Origin of the sequence: Acinetobacter sp. ACZLY 512, from assembly GCF_023614015.1 — a bacterium.
Lineage (GTDB): Bacteria > Pseudomonadota > Gammaproteobacteria > Pseudomonadales > Moraxellaceae > Acinetobacter > Acinetobacter soli.
This window is the reverse complement of sequence record NZ_JAKIVI010000003.1, coordinates 1-23,288: the sequence shown is the minus strand read 5'-3', so window position 1 is coordinate 23,288 and position 23,288 is coordinate 1. Positions and strand designations below refer to the sequence as shown.

The following is a 23,288-nucleotide window of genomic DNA, read 5'->3' as shown; positions in this document are numbered from 1 at the left end:
TCATGTCTAAAATTCATTATGTGGAAGTGATTTGTCAGAATGAGACCACCGCCGAGATTATCGATGAGCAACGCGGACTCAATTTACAGCAGTTTGCACAGGTCTGTGGTCAAAGCCCAGAATGGGTGCTGCAATTGATTGACTATGATATTTTGCTGGTGGGACATCCCGATCAACATCAGTTTTTGGGAGAGGATGTCGCACGGGCGCGCAGAGCCTATCGTTTGCAACGTGACTTTGATGCCAGTTTATCGGCGGTGGCACTGATGCTGGACTTACTTGATGAAGTACAACAGTTGCGCCATGCTGTCCGGCATCTGACGCCTCCTTCAGACCAGCAAACAAACCGTCATTAATTCTGACTGATCCACTGATAGCTGAGTAAACCAAGTACCGTACAAAGGAGTGATCCCAGCACATGAATCAAGATCAGGCCAATCGCCCAGCTGTATTTTTGCTGCTGAAGCAGATCGATTACTTCGGCAGAAAAGGTCGAAAATGTGGTCAATGCGCCACAAAAGCCTGTAATAATAAATAACTTATAATTGGCACTGATCTGCGCATGTGCAAAAAAGGCGATGGCATAGCCGATAATAAAGCCGCCAACCAGATTGACCAGAATGGTGCCTAAAGGGAAATGCTGTAAAGTCGGATTAAATTTAAGCCCAACGAACCAGCGAATCCATGCACCAAGCACAGCGCCACAAGCAATTGAGAGTAAAGATGAGTACATCGGCATGCTCCAATATTTTTTCATGCAGAGCACGCACAATATGCCTACGCCCCTGCTGAAAAGAGGTAACGTAGACATCATTAGCCAGAATGGCGGTTTTTGCGAGGAGGAATGTCATCTCCTGTGTGCTCAGTTTAGTCTAATCTTGGCTTGATGTGAAGCAGTTACGCCAAGCCTCTTCAAGCGGTTTTATTTCAATTTGGTTATTTTTTCAACTTCTTTCAGAGTTTGTTTGATGGGTTCATAATCTAGAAACCAAAACAAATTCATATTACGCTGCCGTTTTTGATGTGCCAGCATTTCAATGACGCTTTTTTCACCACGCCCCACCAAATGCTGTCGATAAAAGTAATACAAAAGCAAAAGTGTGCTGAGCAACATCGCCGCCAGCATCATCCAGAATCCTTCGGGAGATTTTAAGCCGGGAATAAACTCAAAATTCATACCATATACGCCGGTTAGAAGCGTCAATGGCGCAAAAACGGCGGTAATAATGGCCAAGATCCGCATATTTTCGTTGGTTTGATTGGCAATCGCATTAAAATGCAAATCGATGGCCGACTGAATTGCGGCACGTAATCTGGAGGTGTGTTTTTGCGTGCGCTCAATATGACTCACCAGATCGTTCATTCTAACCAACAGTAAATCTGGCGATTCCGAAGCGTGTTGACCCATCAGATGATGATAATTTTCCACCAGTTCGTCTCGTAGCTCCTGTAAAGTTTCAATCTGCTCTTCACACAAATTTTCGACTTGCTGAAATGCCATGTTTTCTTGAAACAACTGTGGCCATTGGTGAAATCGTTTACGCCCCTGCAACAGCTCACGCTGCCAGTGTTCGACCCGACGCGTGAGCGGTGTACGCAAATCCAGATAGGCATCAATCATGCTATTGAGCATGCGCAGGGTTAAATCGATCGGTGTCGAAGGCAACTTGCGTGGCTTGTTTTGATCACTGATATCCCGCTGTACAATCTGTTCATAACGCTGCACATAGGCATCCATCGCCTTATTGCCTGTCTCACGGATACTGATCAGCACGTCTTGCGAGATGATAAAACTGATCGGGGTTGTGGCTAAACCGAATATACTTTCATGTACTTCTCCGGTCACTTCGCTGTTGCTGATCTGATCGTCAGGCGTAATGATTTTACGAAAAATCAGCAAATCATAATCGTCCATCGTGTCAAATGCACATGGATGATCGATATTTAAGATATCGCGAATATGAAATTCGTTAATAGAGAGACGAGTCAGGCCATTGATATTTTTTTGCCATTCCTCGGTTTGCATCACCACATCTTCACGAATGCAATCGACCCACATAAATGCCAGATGATGCTCGTCCTGAACCTGTTGGCTAATAAAGGCATACTGTTCAGCAGCATGCTTATAAACATAATAAATTTGCATGTGTACCCGTATTTTCGATGCGGTGTGGCATAGGTTGATGGTACTAAATCTAGCTTAAAATACTCAATGAAAAATGTACCCGAGTATTTGCCAGCGCTTCATTTATGTTGTGACTTGCCATAAAAAAGTCCGCCGAAGCGGACTTTTTTAATCATGTAACAGATTTAAAACTTAAACCTGTTCGATGTCTTTCATGGTCAATTTGATACGACCACGGTTATCGACATCTGCAACCTGTACTTTAACGTCCTGACCTTCTTTAAGAACATCAGATACATTCGCAACACGTTCATTTGAAATTTGTGAAATATGTAGCAAACCATCGGTACCTGGCATGATATTCACGAATGCACCAAACTCTACGATACGGATGACTTTACCGTCATAGATTTTGCCAGGCTCAACTTCAGCAGTTAATGCCTGAATTTTCGCAATCGCAGCACGTGCAGCGGCTTTGGTTTCACCAAATACACGCACTGTACCATTGTCTTCAATATCAATTGCAGCTTTGGTTTCTTCAGTAATTTGACGAATCGTCGCGCCGCCCTTACCAATCACGTCACGAATCTTGTCTGGATTGATCGTAATCACTTCAAACGTTGGTGCATGTGCTGAAATTTCAGGACGTGCACGTGAAATTACTTTGTTCATTTCATTCAGGATGTGCATACGACCTGCATACGCCTGATTCAATGCAACTTCCATAATCTCTTCGGTGATGCCTTCAATCTTGATGTCCATTTGAAGTGCAGTAATACCATTGGCAGAACCAGCAACTTTAAAGTCCATATCACCTAAATGATCTTCGTCACCCAAGATGTCAGAAAGTACAGCAAAACGCTCGCCTTCTTTCACAAGACCCATCGCAATACCAGCGACTGGCGCTTTAAGAGGAACACCTGCATCCATCAATGAAAGTGATGCACCACATACAGACGCCATTGATGATGAACCATTTGATTCAGTGATGTCCGATACGATACGAATCACGTACGGGAAGCGGTCAGCCGCAGGCAATACAGCTTGAACACCACGACGTGCCAAACGACCATGACCAATTTCACGGCGCTTTGGACCAGATTCACGACCTGTTTCACCTACAGAGTATGCAGGAAAGTTGTAGTGCAACATGAAGTTGTCAGTTTTGGTGCCCGCAAGCGTATCCACCATAAGGGCATCACGTGTGTTACCCAAAGTAGTGGTCACCAAGGCCTGAGTTTCACCACGGGTAAATAATGCTGAACCGTGCGCACGATCCAATACACCCACCTGTACATCGATACCACGAACAGTTTTGGTGTCACGACCATCAATACGTGGCTTACCAGACAAGATATTGTCACGTACAGTACGGTATTTAAGGTCTTCAAACAATTCGTTCACTTCATCAGCAATACCCGTTTCGTCATTTTCTGGAACGAACTGAGCGACTGCTTCTGCATAAAGCGCATCAATTGCTGCATAGCGATCTTGTTTTACAGCAATGGTATAGGCTTCAGAAATTTTCGCTTCAAACGCTGCTTTCAATTGCTCAAGCAATGCTTCATTTTTGGTTGGCGCAACCCAAGTTGACTCAACTGCACCCGCAGCCGCAGCAAACTCTTTGATCGCTTGAACTGCAATTTGCATTTCGTCATGACCGAAAAGTACAGCGCCAAGCATTTGATCTTCAGACAATTCTTTGGCTTCAGATTCAACCATCAAGACAGCAGATTCAGTACCTGCAACCACAAGGTCAAGATCGCTTTCTTTTAATTGTTCAAAGTTCGGGTTTAAAACATATTCACCGTTGATTAAACCAACACGTGCACCCGCGATTGGGCCACGGAAAGGTGTACCAGCAATCGACAATGCCGCTGAAGCACCTAACATAGCTGCAATATCGGCATCCATGGTTTTGTCAGAAGAAACCACTGTCGCAGTGATTTGAATTTCGTTGAAGTAACCTTCTGGGAACAACGGACGAATTGGACGGTCAATCAAACGTGAAATTAACGTTTCAGCTTCAGAGGCACGGCCTTCACGCTTGCCATAACCACCTGGAATACGACCAGCAGCATATTGCTTTTCTTGGTAGTTTACAGTCAGTGGGAAAAAGTCTTGACCCGCTTTCGCTTTCGCTTGTGCAACAACTGCAACCAATACAGTCACACCGCCCATCGTCACTAGAACAGTGTTTGCTTGACGCGCAACACGACCTGTTTCCAATACAACTTGATGCTGACCAAACTGGAATTCTTTACGAATAATATTAAACATCGACATGTAATCTTTTTTCCTGGTTCTTTTTGAACAGTTATTCTAGTGGAGACCCCTAAGGTTTGGCATTCATATCACCCCAACAGCAATGATAAATGACAAAGCTTAGAAGCCGACCTCACTAGAGAATAGACACAAAGAAGGAGCGAACATTCGCCCCTTCTAGCGTAGTCTGATGCAAACACCAGACACTCGCCCGTCTTCAGTTGTGAGAGACGTCATCGCGCGCACAACCGAAAAACAAGCCAAAATCGAATTAACGACGTAAACCTAATTCGCCGATCAAGCTTACATAACGACCGTGGTCTTTACCATTGAGGTAGTCAAGTAATTTACGACGTTGGTTAACCATACGGATGAGACCGCGACGGCTATGATGGTCGTGTTTGTGCTCTTTGAAGTGACCTTGCAAATCATTGATTTGAGCAGTCAAAAGTGCAACTTGAACTTCTGGTGAACCCGTGTCGTTTTCAGCACGTGCAAATTTAGCGATAATCGCTGCGCGATCTGCGTTTGTTAAAGCCATTCGATTTCTCCGAGATGCTTAAAAAAACTAATAAAATGATAAAAATCAAAAATATTATCTAAAAAGATAGCATTTCTTGACTGCCGTGCATCACTACAGCAGTTTGCCATTTTAAAGGATAAGACCGTAATTGACAATTCATAAATCAATTCAATACGGTGTGGCGGTGCTTATCAGTGGTATTAGTGTCTGAACAAGCTGGTCAAAAAAGACACTGACTTACTGTGTTATTCATTGCACACTGCCACTATAAAAAGAATGATCATGAGAATGACGTGAAACTATTATCAGCCAATACCTGCTACGTACCACCCGATATTCACAGCGTGATGCGTACCCAGCATGAAAATGATGCCGCCTCTGGCGCAATGACTGCTGCACAGGTTCAGCGCATTTGGCACAGTGTCGAGCAGTTGTATAAAAGTGGCAATTATCCTCTGATTGGTTTTTGCCTGCGTCGCAACGGACATATTTTACTAAATCGAAGTTTGGGCTATGCACGCGGCAATACGGTGGATGGCTTGGCAAGTGATGCACAGATTGCAACGCCCGAAACACCGATTTGCCTGTTTTCTGCCTCAAAAATTGTCACGGCAATGCTGATCCATGTGCTCAATGAGCGTGGCCTGATTAATCTTTTCGACCCAGTGAGTTATTACATCCCTGAATATGGCGTAAATGGTAAACGCCGCGCCACCATTTTTCATTTACTGGCACATCGGGGTGGTATTCCACGGCTTGAAACTGAAGTGACACCAGAATTGCTGTTCGATAAATCAGAGATTCTGGCACGATTATATCGCGCGAAGCCAGTATCGGCAGCGGGTACACATCTGGCTTATCACGCGGTCACTGCCGGCTATATATTGGGAGAGCTGATTGAACGTGTAACCGGACAGGATCTTCGGCAGTTTTTACATGAAACCATCGAAAAACCCATGCAAATGGCCTGTTTCAATTATGGTCTTGCGCCCGAGTGGCGTGATCGGGTTGCACTCAATGCCCCAACAGGCTTACACCCTCGCCTAGGTACAGATCACTACCTACAGCATGTACTTGGCGGCGGCTTACAACTGGCAGTGGACCTGACCAATGATCCCCGCTTTATGGATACGGTATGCCCTGCGGGTAATATTTATACCAGTGCAGAGCAAGCAGGCCGTTTTTTTGAAATGTTGCTGAGCGGTGGACGATATCACGATCAGCAGATTCTCACACCACAAACCGTGTTTCGTGCCACTTTACCCACCTCAGTGACCACCCTAGATCGGACATTATTGGCACCGATGCGCTATGCATTAGGCCCTATGCTGGGCAGCAATCCAGTGGGGCTGTTTGGCCCGATGACAGGACAAGCCTTTGGCCATCTGGGATTTTCTAATATTTTATGCTGGGCCGATCCAGAGCGGGATATCAGTGTCTCGCTGCTGACTACAGGGAAATCTGTCATTGGTACACATTTACCTGCACTGGGCAAACTGCTGTATCAAATCTCGATGCAGTGTCCTAAAGTTGCCAAAGGTCAGCGTCGCTCATTATTTGGAAGCGATACCCACGAAACCAATATGGTGTAAAAAATAAAAAGCCCAAGCGGTGCTTGGGCTTTATGCGCTGTAGTTTCTTATTCTGAACGATTGTTCTTGTATTTTGTTATTATCTGGAGAGTTTTCTTAGAACCCTTTTATTGATTATGGTCATTGTCCCTGACATGAACGAACTTCCTAACAAGTTCTATTCTGCCACATTTAATTATGAATAAAAGTAGTGATTTTCGTATCAGTATGTAAGCAAAAACGTACAGGTCTGTATATATCAGAAAACATAGCAGTTTTTCTAAATATAAACATGTAACTTGTTATTTTTTGAAATTCTGGACATAAAAAAGCCTTGTAGTCTCTCCCAAAACTACAAGGCTTAGCGGCTGTAAGTTCCTCGTTTATCCTTACTTCACTGTAAGTTCGCTGTCTTCGACTTATTCTAATTTTTATGCGGTTTTTTCTTAGCATTCCTTGCTAAGTTTTTGTGCAGGAACATCATCTCAAAATATTGCTTCGGACTCTATAAGCTAATTTCTCGAATTCGTGTAAGCAATTTCGTACAGAGCTGTCTACTCCTTAGGTAAACTTACTAAAATGAAATCATTATTAATTTTTTCACTAAGCCACTTTTTCGAGCGGTGCGCTGTGTAAGTGATTGTAAAAAGGCCGCACGATCTACCAACAGGCTGACCACGTTTTTGGCGCGGGTAATGGCGGTATAAAGCAGCTCCTGACTCAGAATTTTTTCTGCGCTGGCATCAAACACAATTGCAGTATGTTTAAATTCGGAACCTTGAGATTTATGAATGGTCAATGCAAAGGCCGTTTGAATATTTTTGGGCAGTCGATTGGCTGCTACCCATTTGTCTAAACTTGGAAAATACACTTCAAACTGATCGGATTGTGTGCGGTGTCGAAAGCAAATACCGATATCACCATTCGACAACCCTAACTGATAGTCATTGTATGTCATCATGACTGGCCGGCCCAAATACCACCCTGCCACAGGTACAACCATTAATTGCGTGGTCAGCCAGTCTTCTGCAAAGCGGTTAATCTGATCAAGCCCAAACTTACCAAAACGAATGGCCACCAAAATCCGATAATCATCAAATGCCTGTATCACTTTTGCTAAATCAATAAAAGCGGCTTGCTCACGATACTGTTTGAGCGCATTGACATAAGGTACATAGCCTTGCATCAGTTGCAAATAATAGGCAGTGGGCTCATGAAGCAATGAATCGTTCAGATATTCGAGCTGAACCAGATCCGACATATTATCGTGTAGCTGAATGGACTGAAGCGTTTGGGCTGATGCCACTTGCTGTTCAAACGCAGCTAAAATATCTTCAGCTGGCTTCACATCCGAGAGATGTTGAATAAATCCAGCAAACTGACCAATTTTTGCCTCGGCATTAAAGCGTCGACTGGTCACCAGTTGCACGTGATTGTGTTTAAGCGCGGGCACTTGCTGCAAGTCGGCCAGTACCGCACCCACATCCACCGAAGCCAACTGTTTAGCATCTCCAAGTAAAATTAAACGACAATTTGCTGGAATCGCTTCGAACAACAGCGTCGCCAATTGCAAATCAAGCATCGATGCTTCATCGACCACCACCACATCATACGGCAGAGGTTGTTTGGCATGGTAACGGGGTCGCTGCTGGTGCCCCAAACCCAAAAGCCGATGCAGGGTTTGAGTCGACTGCTGTTGCAGCTCTTCGCTCAACAAACCGGAATCGAGCAGCTTAGGATCTTGAAAAGACGCCTGAAGCGCCTCTTGCATGCGCTGTGCCGCCTTACCGGTTGGGGCTGCCATCGCAATTCGAATATCGGGAATGGCCTGATTTAAAACCGCGATAATACGGGCCAAGGTGTAGGTTTTACCTGTTCCGGGCCCGCCTGTAATAATATTGAGCGCATGGTTTGCCACCATTTTCATGGCTGCCTGCTGGTGAGGATCAGTGAGCAAATTGGTGTACGACGTCACGTCAACCGCTGATAGTTGCATCTGTGTTAAACGGTGTACTTGCGTGGCCAAACGCTGTTCGAGCGACCAATATCGATACAGCGCCAGCATCTCGTCGTCATAGACCATGGGGGCAACCGTCTGTGCTGCTTGGGATGCATGCACCGCAAACTTACCCAACTGCGCCACATCTGACGAAGAAATCGCCAAACCGCTATCTCCTTGCAAACTTGCTTCAATTAATGCTTGCAACATGTCACGAATTTGTTCAGAATTGCGCTCCCTGAGATTGAACGGTGTCTGAACCAGATACTCACTCCACATTTTCAGCCATGCCAAATCCTTGTCTAGACTGATGTTTTGATTATCCACACAGTTATCCTCAAGCTTGTCCACACACTTATAAACACATTTATCCACAAAATAACCACCTGAATTTCAAGTTATTATTCAGATTTGTCACTTTTTTTGTCCATTTTATCCTCAGCAAAATATCCCAAGATCGCATCTAGACGCAAAATAAACTCGTTATCCGGTTTCCAGTAAAAATAGCCCTGATGGGCAGCGCCAGTCATGCCTCGAAGATACAAATAAGTTGCCCCTCCTAAATGCTGCTCGATCTGGTAATGCTGCAATTTCACTTTTAAATAACGATGCAAAGCCACCAGATACAATGCGGCTTGTAGCCAGTAACTCGACTGGGTCATATTGTGCTGAATGGCTTGCGCCGAATAATCTTGCTGGTCGCTGCCCAAATAATTACTTTTATAATCGGCAATATGAAAATGCTGGCCATCGAAGTACATCAGATCGATTGATCCATTCAGGTAGCGCGCGGCATGCGCATCTAAAAAATCGGGCATATGAATGTCATATTCGGCAAAAAGTTGCTGAATGCGACGCATGGCCAGTACACGATCAGATAACGCCAGATAAAACGGACACTCGCTTAAATACTGCCCTGCTTCAAGCTGATTCAACTGAAAACCCTGATGCAAGGGTGTGGTCGCCACATGCATGAGCCACTCGGTCAGCCATTGAAACAATAGTCCATCTTCACCATTGTGCTCAGGATAGGCCTCGGTGTATTGGCGATAGAGCTGCTCCCAAAGTGTACTGTAATCATTTTTAAAACGACGACGCAGCTCAATCGGCCATTCGTCTGGTTTTTTTAAATCAATATGTTCAAAAATTTCGTGCAGGAAATTTCCGGCTTGAGGCCCTTTTGGAAAATGCTGTTTAATCCACTCGAGTGGCAATTGAGTGGTTGTATTGAACGATACATTCAGATCACGTTCATCGTCGGCCTGTTGTTCGGGCACCTGAGTCAGCGCAAGTGTATCGGCAAACAGCAAGGACGGCTTTAGATGCTGGGCCAAATAACTAAAACTGGTTTTGCCGCGCGGATAAAATCGCTGTGACGGTAAGGGCTGCGCATATAGACGATAGGTTTGCTGCTGCGCGGCGCGATATAATGCCGGTGGGCATTGTGGCTCACACGGTTCATCCATGCTATAGGGATGAATAAATGCCTCTCCCTGATGTTTCCAGTACGCTAGTGCATCTTGCGATTTTGCCTGAGCATCCTGCATAACTGCATAGACCCGATGACTGGCGCGGGTTAATGCCACATACCATAAACGGTTTTGTTCGGCTTTAGCCCGATCACTATGTTGCTGCTGTGCTCGTTCGGTTAAACGTGCTTTATCGGCAATCGAAACCAATCGGCGTTGCTGCACTGCGCCAGTTTCTTGGTCTGGCACCGTCAACTCGGAAAAATTCAGCCCTGTACTTTGCTCCCTAAACGGCTTGTCTGCGCCAAGTAAAAACACCACCTTAAACTCAAGTCCTTTAGACTGATGGATGGTCATGAGCTGCACACCGGCATCACTTGAAAGCTTGCGTTCTAGTTCCCATTCGCGCTCACTGGGTGAAGTGAGCTGTTTCAGATACCAATGGTAAAGGTTCTGGGCTCCGGCATAACGCTCGCTGTGCTGAGTTAAAAGTTCACCCAAATGGCGGACATTCACCACTGCACGCTCGTTGTCACGGCGCTGGATTTTGACCAGATTTTGCCATACCTGAAACACGGCCAGTGCGTGTTGCCATGCGGGTAAAAACCCCTGATGCATCCAGATTTCACGCACAGCATCAAACTGAGTCATATATTGGCTCAATCCCGATGCCTGCTGCTGCAAGTGCTGCAAGGTGCTTAAATCCAGTCCAATCATGCGCCCAAGTAATGCCCGTTTGACTTTGGCTTCATCGTAAGGATGTAAAATAGCGGTGAGAAATGCAGCCACATCGTGTGCCAGTGCATGATCAAATACACTGCGGCGTGACGGTCGGTTCACTTTAATTCCCAAATACTCAAGTCTGGCCTGAACATCATCCAGTCCTTTATGGTTTTTGGAAATGACCGCGATATCATCGCTAATCAATCCACGCTGCTGATCAGGTTCATCTAAATACAACTCTCCACGATGGGCCTGATTGAGTAGCGCACGGATTTTCCAGCTTACCTGCTCAGCCTCACGATTTTTATCTTCCAGCATCAGCCAGCGTAATGGAGCCGGATTATGTTGCCCCTGATCGATTAATGCAGGATGCGCACGCTGCCCGGCTTCAATAGAATCATAAAGTACCTGTTCCCCAAAATCGGGCTGTCGTTGAAAAAGTGCATCCACCACCTCGACCAGCGGTCTGACCGAACGATGGTTATGCACCAGTTTGTAGTTGCGTCCCTGCTTGCGCATGATGTCTTGATGGGCATTTAAAAATGTCAGCATGTCGCCGCCACGAAAGCCATAAATCGCTTGCTTTCGATCGCCCACCATAATCATGCAGCCATTTTGATAACGCTGCGGATGGCGCCAGATACTGGCCAGCATGTCATCTTGATCCTGATTGGTATCTTGAAATTCGTCGACCAAAATAAGTGGATAACGTGACTGCACATACTGGGCAAAGCGTTGCCCTTGCTCGCCTTTAAGCGCTTCAGAGAGCGTCCGGATCTGTTGTGAAAATGTGGTTTCCCCCTTCTCTTGCAACACTTCGGGTAAACGATTTTTCACCTCATGACACAAATAAGCCTTTAAATGATGGTGCAACTGGGCAAATTGTTGTTCGTAATCTTTTAAGCATTGCAGCACCTCGACCAGAGCGAGTACCGCTGGGTGCTGATAAAAACCGTTACTGATGGCCGCGGAACATTTTTTAAAAATTTTATTTTGATGATATTTTTCTAAAAATTTATATGCAGCTTCACGCGCCGACCCAAGATATGCTTCAAAGATGCTCAAATCGGGTTGTTCAATTGCTTGGAGCAATTGCGGCAGGTCACGACAAAATAAGGTATGAAAGGCATCATTACGAAAAGAAGTGCCATTGATGAAGCCATAAAACTCTCCGTCTCGTGCCGTATAAGCCAAGAGATCATCAAGCTGAATGGACTGTGCTTGCCGAAGTTGTGCATAAAAATGTTCAACATTCAACTGCGGTGCCGCATAGGGATCAAACTGGGCAGAGCTAAAATTGAGTGCCTGTTCGACTACATCGACAAAATCATCTATCTGTTTGAGCGCACCAATATTATATAAACCATCAATAATCGCCTGTGGCTGGGCATTGATCCATGCACGCAGGACATCATGAATCAGTTGGCGGGTATAGCGCTTGGCATCGTCGGTAATTGCCGCTGCTTCAATTTTGCCACTTTCAAACGCAAATTCTCGTAACAGCTTTTGGCTAAAACTGTCCAATGTACCAACAAAAAGTTCATCGAGCTGATCCAATACCAGTTTTAAGCGCTCAGCCGCATAGCCCATACGCGGTGCGAATTGCTTCAAAATATGCTGTAGCAATGGATCTGCTTCTTGCTCAGCACGCTGTATGACCTCTTGCTCTGTGAAACCCAGAGACGCGTTCAGCACACTATAGATGTACTGGACACGCAAACGGATTCGTGTCTTAAGCTCTGCCGCAGCAGCACGGGTAAACGTGGTGGCAATCACCTGCTTAGGTAAATAGCGCTCTAGGAAAATGCGGACCATCAGGCTCGACAAGGTATAGGTTTTTCCAGTGCCGGCAGACGCTTCAATTAAATGCAGACCTGAAAATTCAATTTCTGTAATCGGTTGATAAGACGTTTTTGAGCTTAATGGCATGTCTTACTCCAGACGCAAATACTGAAAAATAGGGGCATAGAGTGCATATGAATAGCGGTTCATCGCATCTTTGAGTAATGCAGTGCTATCTTGCTGATCAAGTATAAATGCCCAATCTCGATGGCCTTGGCTGCTTTCATCTTGACGGATATCCAGATTGACATAGGCTTTGGCGTCTTGCCACGCGCTCAACAGGCTTTTTAGGTCCTGCTCGTCGAGCAGCATTTCGCCCTGCTCTGTGGCAGACCAATGATGGCTTTTCTCTTTTTCTAGCGCTTTGAGTATTAACGCCGCTGGCAACACCACAGGCTGTGTAGCGCCATAATGCCACATCGCCAGCCACTGATCTAAGTAGTGCTTGGCCTGCTCGGCATTCAGACCTTCGCAAATTACGGTTTTATCGCTAAATACCACAATGCGTCGTAAGGTTTTTGCGGCTGCACCCTGCTGACCAAATGCCAACCAGATTAAATACTCAAGCCATACACATGCCATGCGTTTGGCCCGTGCACTCGAGGCCTCCATACTCACCCAGTCGCTACGGTTATCGAGCGGAACCGTGATATTCATGTGCAACTGTTTGCTAAGGCGCCAGATGGTTTGCGTGGTACGACTTACAGCAGGTGCATAGTTCTGTAACCGCGCCAGCAAACGTGCTTGTTCGGCGCTGCTTTGTTGCCATGCACTGTGCATGATTTTGCCGACTGGTAACTGGTCTTGCAGCAATTCTAATGGCGCCGTATGATCATGTTCATATAAAAACTGGCGGATGGAATAACGCCCCAGTCCATCTAAAAACAACGGTTCGGTCTGCTCAAATTGTTCGGCCAAGGCAATATTATCAACACCCAAGTGCTTCAAATACAACCGTGCAGGAAAGGTGACATCGGCCATCCACTGGCGGCTATCGACAACGCGCAATTCCTGATCTAAGGCGGGCTGCAAGGTGTTTATCCATGGTTGAACCGTTCCTTCAGGCTGTTGCACCTGCTGTGCCACGCGGTACCAGTGATCTCGATAACGCTGCGGTACAGTATCATTGGCAAAGCCGAGTGGGTCAAAGGGCTGCAAAGGATGAACATGGTACATCGGCCAGAGGTGCTCAGGTACATCCAGCTGCTTGAGCCATTGCTGCTGCTCTGCAATATATGGATTAAGCGCTACTGCTTCCTCTGCACACGGCGCATCTGCCACAATTAAGGCCAAATGCACTTTGAATTCCTGCACAATACTCGATGGATCGCGTACCTCACCATCACTCACATCAAAGCCATTATAAAACAACCACAAGGCTGATTTTGCCAATACCACGGCATCTAAAAAGGCACCCTGATCATCCTCCAAACGTGAACGATCCCCCAGTTGCTGGCGCAGTTGCTCCATTAAATCAAAAGGAATATGGGTCTCTCGGTTTGGAAACTTGCCCGTGTCCAGATTCAGCATCACCACCAGTGCATAAGGGAGCGGTCGAATCTGACCGATCTGGCTAAAGGTAATCTGTCCGGTCGGTTCGGCTTGTGAAGACTGATTTTCCAAAGTACGTTGAATTTCATCAAGCAAGTAAGGCAGCGGTAGCGCAATATCGCGTAAACCATGTGTGTCTTTATCGCCATAGAAACTGGCCAAGGTCACCATTCGTTCTTGTTTTTTTATAATGTCCCGAGCCGTTTTTAACGCCATCACACCCGCCTGCTCAAAGGCAGTGACATCCTGCATCAGCAATTGAAGCCACGCTTCAACCGAACGTTTCTCGTGTTGTTCATGTGCGGTTCGCCATTTTCTTCGCGTATGCAAATCTTGATAAATCTGAATCAGCACGCCGATCAGTTCAAAATCATCAGGAGCGATATCGCTAAAACTTAAGGTCTGCTCAAACAGTACATGTGCCGGAATGGCGATTCCGAGTGCCAGTCGATCAAGCGCGAACTTAAAGCTATAACGATGGTCGTGATCGTCTGGACTTAAACTCTGCTGTAAATGTTCAGCGTCGAAACCGCGTTTAAAACCAGCCTGTTCAAGTAGACTGAGCATGCGACGAATCTGGCTATCTTCAAGGGCATAATACTGCTGCGTTGCTGATAAACTCAGCCAGTCGGCAAATTCGTCAAATTCAAAACGTCCATGCAGTAAATTGATCCTCCCGACCACAGCCTGCCATGCATTTAATACATCGAGCTGGGCCACGCCTGCAATTTTAATCGGCAAAAACACCGTATCTTCGGTAGGGGTTGCCGGAAAAACCGCGCGGATCGCTGGCTCGATTTCTTTAATGTTGGGAACCAGCACCAAAATATCGTTTAAACGACGAGAGCCATGCGAGGTGTCGGCCAGCCAGCGAATGAGTTCATCACGCAAAACTTCCAGTTGCCGTAAGCTTGAATGGCAAACATGAAACTGAATCGAGCGATCGTTAGGTGCAAGAGAATATTGATTGGCGACAGGCTCGGCCAAATTTAAAATATCGGACTGGATTTGCCCCAGCAATGTGTTTGGAAACTCATCGACAAATGCATCGACCCACTGCCCTTCATCTCCCGACGACAAATTGGCCAACAGGCTAAAATGGTCACGCGCCTGCTTGCCCCAACGGGTGAGTAAGGGATGGCGAGACTCACGCGCTTCAGCGTTAAAATGCAAGGTAAATTGATCAAAAAATTGTGCAATGTCTGCATCACTTGCCTGTGGTTTTTTCTCGATAAATCGGGATTTCACACGTACATCGTACTGCTGTTTCCACAGAGGATCGACACTATCTGCCCAGTATTCCTGAGAAGGATTGTAGTGCAAAATAAAAATATCAATGTATTGCCCCAAACGGCGCAAAAACTGTAATTGCATCGGCGGCAAATCCAACACGGTAAATACAACCACTTGCTTAGGCAAACGCTGCAAGGCAGTTTCACGGCTCTGTGCCCCATCTAAGAGTTGCCAAAATAAGTCGTCAATGTTCAGGATATCCAGATAATCCTGATGAAAGTGGTTTTGCCATAACCAACGTTGCCATGCCTCTAAATCTTGCGCGTGCTGGAACTGAAACGCCGAAATCTCTTGGCGGGCTTGCCCCATCAGTTGCTCGATATCCAGCGCCCGATTCTCTCCCCATGCACTGAGCCAGTTGGTGGCACAGGTACAAGGGCCGCTACAGTTTTTCTGGCAATACCCGCGATAGGTCATGTAATGACCAAATAGCTGCGATACCTGTTCGGCCACCCAGTACAGCATTTTTTGTTTTTTTTGTTGCTGTTGATCGACTTCTTGTAATTGATCTGCACTGGTATAGATTCGATCGACCAGTGAATAGGCCGGATGCTCAGGCGATAAGGTCATATGAGCTGACTGAATCAGAGGATTGAGCGCCTGAAACACACGCCACTTTAAAATAAGGCGCGGAATATTGGCTTTACGTACCTGATCTTTATGTTCAGTCAACACTTGCTGATAGACAAACCACTGGAACCCGCGGATACGCTGATGAAATTGATAATTAGCGGTAATCCCTTGCAATTCTGAGAGTTTTTCGGTCAACCACTGCTGCACGGCCGCGCTTGGCACAATGAAATGCTGAGTTTCAAGTACATCAAACGGATTCTGGCTCGGCTGCTGCACAGATTGCCACACCCCTTGAAGCAAAACATCGATACGCTGACTTTGTATTACATGAATCGCCATGTAGCCCTTACCTTTGTAAATCGCAGTTTTTTATGCACAAAATCATAAAGATTCGTCACTATACATCGTTGGCGAACTATGTCACGTTTGCCATGTGTATAAAAATTTGAGTCATCCTCAAAAAAAATGTTTGAATAACAGCAAAGGACCACATTGAGTATAAATCCATGAAAATTGAGAATATCCCAGATTCAATTGATCCAAGTTTAAACCTTGAAGCCGTTCGTGACGAATGTCTGGAAATGGTCAAAAAGCGTGCCTATTTTTCCGCTGGCGCCGCCGTCGTTCCTATTCCATTTTTTGATGTCGTGATTGATATCGGCATTTTGTCACAAATTATTCCCGATATCAGCGCTCGCTTCGGTTTATCTCCCGACCATATTACGGTTTATGATCCAGAAACCAAACAGATTCACTGGAACGAATTACGTAAACGCGGCTTCGAATTTTCGGGGCTGGTTGTCGCACGTACCGCAGTCAAAAAGTCACTCAATGGCGTGATCGGAAAAGTATTGACCAAGCAAGTGACCAAATTTATTCCGCTTGGTGGCCAGATCGTCGCTGCGAGCTTGGGCTATATCGTGATGAAAAAAGTTGCCGAAGCGCATGTCCAAGAATGTTATCATCTGGCGAAACGTATTCAGCAAAAAAGCACGACCGCAGCTGTTTAATGATCATTTAAAAGGCACCTTGTGTGCCTTTTATCTGCCTGATTTAAAAAAACAAGTTGTATATTTGACCAGCCCGTATCAATACATCATTTGACTTTTCACGTAAATTTTAAGTTTTTTTAAAGATTGTCTACTTACTATCCATCACACGATGACAAACAAACTATGGAGAGTCGTTGTGGAACATGGACAATCAACATCCCGTATACGTGCCATTTTTAACGTAACAAGTGGTAACTTTCTCGAACAATACGATTTTTTCCTGTTTGGTTTGTACGCTAAAGCCATTGGCGAAACGTTTTTCCATTCCGATAGCAGTTACGCTGCACTCATGAAAACCTTTTTGGTCTTTGCGGTCAGTTTCTTGATGCGCCCGATTGGTGCACTGGTACTGGGTCCGTATGTAGATCGTATTGGTCGACGTAAAGGCCTCATGGTGACTTTAAGCATCATGGCGGTTGGCTCACTGATTATTGCCCTTACACCTGGCTATGCCACCATTGGTTTTGCCGCGACGGTACTGATCTTTGCCGGACGTTTGGCACAAGGCTTTTCTGCTGGCGTAGAACTGGGCGGTGTTTCGGTTTACTTATCCGAGATTGCAGAGCCCCATAATCGTGGCTTTATTACCAGTTGGCAGTCTGCTAGTCAGCAAGTGGCGGTTATTTTTGCAGCCACATTAGGTTATGTGGTGAGTCTGGTCTTTACCAAGGCACAAGTGGCCGACTGGGCATGGCGAATTCCATTTTTTGTGGGCTGCGCCATCATTCCGTTTATTTTCTGGTTACGTAAATCCTTAACAGAAACCGAAGCATTTGCTTCACGCACCGAACATCCAACCACTGCCCAGATTATGTCTACGCTGGCCGCAAATTGGAAAATTGTACTGACTGGCATGTGTATGGTTGCTACAACCACCACCATGTTTTATTTCATTACCGTTTACACGCCAACCTACGGCAAAGAAGTGCTGCATCTGACCAGTGCAGAAAGCTTATTGGCAACTGTAATGGTGGGTGCAAGTAACTTTGTTCTGCTCCCAATTGGTGGCTATTTATCGGATAAAATCGGCCGAAAACCGCTATTGATTGCAACCACGACGCTGATCTTTGTCACCGCTTATCCGCTTTTGAGCTGGTTAACTCAAAATATCAGTCTGTCACACATGCTGGTGTCTTTGTTGTGGCTGTCATTGTTGTATAGTTTTTACAACGGTGCACTGGTGGTGTCTTTGACTGAAATGATGCCAAGCTCAGTTCGAATTGCAGGTTTTTCTGTTGCGTACAGTCTGGCAACTTCGGTGTTTGGTGGCCTCACCCCGATGATTGCGACTTATCTGGTCGAACAAAGTGGCAGCAAAAGCATGCCCGCCTTTTGGCTCATGTTTGCCGCAATTATCAGTTTGATTGCGACGCTCATTGTGTTTCGTCAGCGTCAGTCACGCAGCGAGCCCAAAGCGCCACTCGGTGCACAATTGGCTCGACAAAACACGGGGAAACTGATGAATCAAACCACTTAAGTTTGAAAGTTTTCTGCATTAAAAACCACCGCTTCAGGTGGTTTTTAAGCATTTAAGAATCGTTTTTAATACCTTGATCCGAGCGCTATATTTGTCATCTGTGGCAATAATGGTCCAAGGCGCTGCATCGGTGCTGGTGCGCTCAAACATATCGGCCGCCGCATTTAAATATTCATTCCATTTTTCTCGATTGCGCCAGTCATCTTCGGTAATTTTAAAGCGTTTGTGTGGTGTTTTTTCCCGAGCATGAAAACGCTGTTCTTGCTCATCTTTACTGATCGATAACCAGATTTTAATAATAACCGTCTGACTGTCGATCAGATCTTTTTCAAAGCGGTTGATCTCATCGTAAGCGCGTTGCCATTCAAGTTCGTTGGCAAAATTTTCTACCCGCTCCACCAAAACGCGCCCATACCAACTACGGTCAAAGATTCGAATATCACTACAATTTTCAAGCTTGGTCCAAAACCGCCACAAATACGGATGACGTAATTCGTATTTCTCGGGTGCACTAATGGTAAAAATATCGTATTCGCGCGGATCGAGCCGTTTGACGATGCGTTTAATTGCCCCACCTTTACCCGCAGCATCCATGCCTTCAAATACCACCATCACATGACGCTCATCATAACGTAGCGCCTCAGCCACTCTGCGTGTCAGTTTTTTGAGTTTTTTCTTGTATTGATCATGCTCAAGCGCGTCTGACTCTGGATGTAGCAACAGGTCTGGTACAAGCGCCTGAGTCCAGTTGATTGTGCCCTGATCTGGATGTTCAGGCAAATCCTGCATGGCATGTAAGATCGATTCAGCAAAAAGCTGATCACGCTTGGTTTTGTCTTCGCCGTCAATCACAATCCAGTCATCGCTAAAGCGTTTTCGTAGCTTTTGGATATTGTCGTACTGCTTTTTATTGCGCCAGTCTAACCCGTGAAGTTTGTGCCAGCGCCGTTCTGAAACATCAATATCATCTAAGCGTTTTTGCAATGACTTCCAAGACAAGTCAAACCAGACCTTGACCACATCGACCTGATTATTTTTTAAATCCTGCTCAAATGCCTGCATATTTTTGACATAGGCATCAAATAAAGTATCGTCCAGTGGCTTGGACACATGCATGGCGGTACTCAGCAAATCACTGTACCAGTTACCAAACATCACCACGATCTGTCCCTCGCCCGGAATAAATGAAGCATACGGCTGCCAAAACGGTTGATTAACATTCAGCACATGCGGCGGATCTGCCTTGACACGTAAATAGCGCGGATCGACCCATTCACGAAGTTGTTTAACTGCTTCTCCTTTGCCTGCAAGTTCAATCCCACTGACCAGTACCAGCACGCTTTTTGCATTTTTTTCGCCCCAACTATTTTTCAGGGCGTACTGTGCCTCAATTAAATCTAAAGACAATCGATTGGGATTTTTGTGTTTATTTTCTACGAATGAATGAGGATGATTCATAGCCTTTCTCTATTTATTCTATCGTTTAGTTTGCTTTCATATTATTCTAGTTTAGCTGGCAATAAAACCTAGATAGATGATCTTGAATCATTTGATTGGATCACAAGACGATTAATTCTATTTATTTTCATATTAAAAATCAAAATCATAGTTTAAAAGAATTTTATAATAAGGCTATTTTTTCTATGTTTGGCTGAATGAATAGACTTAAATATTGAAAAAACTTTCCAAAAAAAAGCACACCCAAGTGTACTTTTTTAACCACTTCCGAAACAATAGTTAAAGTTATCAGTTAAGACGAATGAGTAGGATCAGACAGTGTCTGACAGCTCTCTCCTTTCCATGATAAACGCTCAGCTTTATATTTTTGATCAAAATCGATGCGAAGCTGACAACGCTGATAATGATTTGTATCAGGTAAACGAACATCTAATACATAGTTCCAAGTTTTTACACCAAAAAGACCTTCGCTAAATTGTGGATTGCCTAATAAATCTCTAATTTGATCTTTATCAAGACCAACATCTAAACGCCTAATATCATTTACGTCATAACGCAATACTTGTTTAAGATAACTTTTACTTAGATCAGGAAAAGTGATCTGTTCTTTGTTTGGCAATGGTTCAGCTGCTGTCACCGACATCATGAAGCCCAACATTATAGTGAACATAAACGTTCTTTTGATTTGCATAGCTTTTGTTCTCTTAAATATTTTTTCATAGAAGATAGAAGAGAGGTTGAGTATTTTCAACCTCTCGTTGAGCACCTATAAAATTAGTCAATTACACCACTAATACCAACGCGGAAACTTGTATCACCTTGTGAACCCGCAGCTACACCACCCGTAATTGCCCAACGGCCATTATCAGCAGTTCTTCTCAAAGTAGCACCTACCGCGTTTTCTCCGCCATGATATGCTGCACCAACTGCATAAGTGAGTTTTCCTGCGACAAATGGTGCTGCTTCTAATGCCATAGCAGATGCAATTCCTGCATTTGCTCTTTTCTCTACATCATCAATTCTTTGGTTGGTCGTATAGAATGCTTGTTGTAATTGATCTCCTAAATTCGTAATACGGTTACTCAACGATTTATCCGCATCGTTGAGTGCGCCAACAGCGTCACCAACATTATTATACGAGGCGTCACCTACTTTATAACTTGGCGCTACAAATCCACCATTATCGTATTTGGCACCGCCTCCTAATGAAGTTGCAATATATTGATTGGTCTTATTTAATTGTGCGCCATTTATTGCATCATTCGATGATGCAGTAATCGCACCATCAGCTACACCAGTTACCACACGATCACCAGCAGTACCTGATACATTTACGCGTGAACCGCCAGTATTTTTCGCAACGGTAATATCTGCATTAGCATTTTTTTGTTGGACTAAGCCCACTGTACCGTTATTAATATTATTTCTAATATCATTAATCTCAGTAGTATTAGTTGTAATTTGACTTTGTAAATTATCACGGACATCTGCAAGCTGACCACCATTCACAGCATCTTTTGAACCAACTGCTACATTACCATTTGCTACATTGTTAATTTTAGTGCCATTGATTCCTGCTAATGTGACAGAATCTTTATTAATCGAGCCATCAGCATTTTTGTCGTATTGCACGGCTGAATTGGACAATTGGCTGACATTTGAATTCACTGACGTGATCGCACTATCTAACTGCGCTTTATTTACAGCATCGGCAGCATTCACACCGTTGGCAACACCGGTAATTTTTTGATTACCTGCATTAATTCCCTGCGTTGTCACACTTGCACCACCCGCAATGGTTAACCCCGTACTGCTAAGTTGAGTATTGCCTATGCTTACTCCAGTGTTGTTTATAACAGTATTACCCGTCGTTACACTATTAAGTACAATATCCTTGTTTAGATTAACTTTAATATTGCCTTCGTTATCTGTAGTACTGGTTTGAGCCACGCTCAGGTTCTCATCACCGACAAAGTTAACTTTTCCATTTGGCTTGATTTGCTTACTCGATGAAACATCATTATTTGCAGACAGTGTCCATCCCGCATTTGCAGCAGTATTAATACGACCAATCGCTCCGTCAATCGTCGCCTCACCTGTGCCACCAATATTACTCGTGGTCAATGCACCTGTCGTAGCATTGATTGATGTATTTCCACCGATAATGTTCTTCACATTATTCGCTGCACCGTACAACTGACTGCCGTTAATCGCATCGGTTGAATTGGCTGTAATTTGACCCGCATTTACATTGGTTAATGTCACTGGCGTCGTTGAACCAACACCACCTAATGTCACTTTATCTTTGATCGATGGATCATCATATTTTACTGCTGCATTGTCTGTTGCTTGCGCAGCTGTTTGAACTGCGTCTAACTGCGCTTTATTTACAGCGTCGGCAGCATTCACACCGTTGGCAACGCCAGTAATTTTTTGATTACCAGCATTAATTCCCTGTGTCGTCACACTTGCACCACCCGCAATGGTTAACCCCGTACTGCTAAGTTGAGTATTGCCTATGCTTACTCCAGCGTTGTTTATAACAGTATTACCCGTCGTTACGCTATTAAGTACAATATCCTTGTTTAGGTTAACTTTGATATTGCCTTCGTTATCCGTAGTACTGCTTTGAGCCACGCTCAGGTTCTCATCACCGACAAAGTTAACTTTTCCATTTGGCTTGATTTGCTTACTCGATGAAACATCATTATTTGCAGAAAGTGTCCATCCCGCATTTGCAGCAGTATTAATACGACCAATCGCTCCGTCAATCGTCGCCTCACCTGTGCCACCAATATTACTCGTGGTCAATGCACCTGTCGTAGCATTGATTGATGTATTTCCACCGATAATGTTCTTCACATTATTCGCTGCATCGTACAACTGACTGCCATTGATTGCTTCGGTTGATGCCGATGTCACTGCGCCAGCGGCAACACCACTAATTTTATTGGTTGTCTTGTCAAGAGTAATATTTCCAACGGTGACTTTGTCAAAGTTCACGTCGTCTTTGGTCGCAACGACATAGGTCTTGCTACCGTCTGTATTGGTCGTTGTTGTGACGCTGATATTCTTACCATCTTGAAGGCTTGTAGTCGCCGCAGCTTGGGCTTTATCTAACTGACCTTTATTGATTGCATCATTGGTGTTTATACCATCTGCAAGATTGCTGATCTTGTTATTACCTGCATTGATTCCCGCCCCAGTCACACTCACCGTCTTGGTCGAATCTGCTGGATTGGTGATTGTAAGTCCGTTGGTATCTAACTTACTGTTCCCCGTCGTTACCGTCGTGAATGTCGGGTTCGCAATCACGTTATAGCGATAGGTATTGGTTGCTGCATCATACTCTGCCGTGGTGTTTGTA

At 44.9% G+C, this 23,288-nt stretch carries 13 protein-coding genes, 1 pseudogene and 1 riboswitch; of the genes and pseudogenes, 4 read left to right on the top strand and 10 right to left on the bottom strand.

Going from position 1 to position 23,288, the window contains the following annotated elements; genetic code table 11:
- The first annotated feature begins 2 nt into the window (after positions 1-2).
- Entirely contained in the window at positions 3-356 is a 354-nt protein-coding gene (locus tag L2096_RS04685; RefSeq protein WP_088458949.1) for a chaperone modulator CbpM, read from the top strand.
- Here the strand turns inward: L2096_RS04685 and crcB are convergent.
- The 4 genes from crcB to rpsO all read right to left on the bottom strand — a co-directional run bounded on the left by crcB (position 353) and on the right by rpsO (position 4,931).
- A complete protein-coding gene (crcB, locus tag L2096_RS04680) occupies positions 353-733 on the bottom strand; it encodes a fluoride efflux transporter CrcB (RefSeq protein ID WP_076033426.1) in 381 nt (126 codons plus the stop codon). The genes L2096_RS04685 and crcB overlap by 4 nt on opposite strands.
- Before the next feature lie 64 nt (positions 734-797).
- A riboswitch (Fluoride riboswitch) is annotated at positions 798-864 on the bottom strand.
- 58 nt (positions 865-922) lie between these two features.
- Positions 923-2,146: a CorA family divalent cation transporter gene (locus L2096_RS04675; protein ID WP_004943916.1), complete on the bottom strand. Its 1,224-nt coding sequence runs from the start codon at positions 2,144-2,146 to the stop codon at positions 923-925.
- Between the two features lie 171 nt (positions 2,147-2,317).
- Entirely contained in the window at positions 2,318-4,405 is a 2,088-nt protein-coding gene (gene pnp, locus L2096_RS04670; RefSeq protein ID WP_171063713.1) for a polyribonucleotide nucleotidyltransferase, read from the bottom strand.
- A 256-nt stretch (positions 4,406-4,661) separates the two neighbouring features.
- Entirely contained in the window at positions 4,662-4,931 is a 270-nt protein-coding gene (rpsO, locus tag L2096_RS04665; RefSeq protein WP_004920392.1) for a 30S ribosomal protein S15, read from the bottom strand.
- A 275-nt stretch (positions 4,932-5,206) separates the two neighbouring features.
- Here rpsO and L2096_RS04660 point away from each other — a divergent pair, with 275 nt between their 5' ends.
- Positions 5,207-6,505 carry a serine hydrolase domain-containing protein gene (locus L2096_RS04660; RefSeq protein WP_250364960.1) on the top strand — a complete coding sequence of 433 codons (1,299 nt, stop codon included), beginning with the start codon at positions 5,207-5,209 and terminating at the stop codon, positions 6,503-6,505.
- 553 nt (positions 6,506-7,058) lie between these two features.
- Here L2096_RS04660 and recD read toward each other — a convergent pair.
- From recD to L2096_RS04645, 3 genes are all read right to left on the bottom strand, one after another.
- Positions 7,059-8,810 carry an exodeoxyribonuclease V subunit alpha gene (gene recD / locus L2096_RS04655; protein WP_370685417.1) on the bottom strand — a complete coding sequence of 584 codons (1,752 nt, stop codon included), beginning with the start codon at positions 8,808-8,810 and terminating at the stop codon, positions 7,059-7,061.
- A gap of 74 nt (positions 8,811-8,884) precedes the next feature.
- Positions 8,885-12,604, bottom strand: a complete 3,720-nt coding sequence (locus tag L2096_RS04650; protein ID WP_250364959.1) for a UvrD-helicase domain-containing protein — start codon at positions 12,602-12,604, stop codon at positions 8,885-8,887.
- A gap of 3 nt (positions 12,605-12,607) precedes the next feature.
- Positions 12,608-16,273: an exodeoxyribonuclease V subunit gamma gene (locus L2096_RS04645; RefSeq protein ID WP_250364958.1), complete on the bottom strand. Its 3,666-nt coding sequence runs from the start codon at positions 16,271-16,273 to the stop codon at positions 12,608-12,610.
- Between the two features lie 167 nt (positions 16,274-16,440).
- On the opposite strand from L2096_RS04645, the gene L2096_RS04640 reads away from it, so the two are divergent.
- Positions 16,441-16,944 (top strand): hypothetical protein, encoded by a 504-nt coding sequence (locus tag L2096_RS04640; protein WP_004932539.1) that lies wholly within the window; start codon positions 16,441-16,443, stop codon positions 16,942-16,944.
- 178 nt (positions 16,945-17,122) lie between these two features.
- Entirely contained in the window at positions 17,123-18,463 is a 1,341-nt protein-coding gene (locus tag L2096_RS04635; protein ID WP_055414950.1) for an MFS transporter, read from the top strand.
- A 33-nt stretch (positions 18,464-18,496) separates the two neighbouring features.
- On the opposite strand, the gene pap is transcribed toward L2096_RS04635, so the two are convergent.
- The 3 genes and pseudogenes from pap to L2096_RS04620 form a co-directional block, all read right to left on the bottom strand.
- Positions 18,497-19,921, bottom strand: coding sequence for a polyphosphate:AMP phosphotransferase (gene pap, locus L2096_RS04630; RefSeq protein ID WP_250364957.1), 1,425 nt, complete (start codon positions 19,919-19,921; stop codon positions 18,497-18,499).
- A 316-nt stretch (positions 19,922-20,237) separates the two neighbouring features.
- Positions 20,238-20,567: pseudogene (bamE, locus tag L2096_RS04625) on the bottom strand (outer membrane protein assembly factor BamE domain-containing protein); the annotation flags it as partial.
- Between the two features lie 128 nt (positions 20,568-20,695).
- On the bottom strand, positions 20,696-23,288 hold a 2,593-nt coding region (locus tag L2096_RS04620), incomplete at its 5' end, for a YadA-like family protein (protein WP_250364956.1).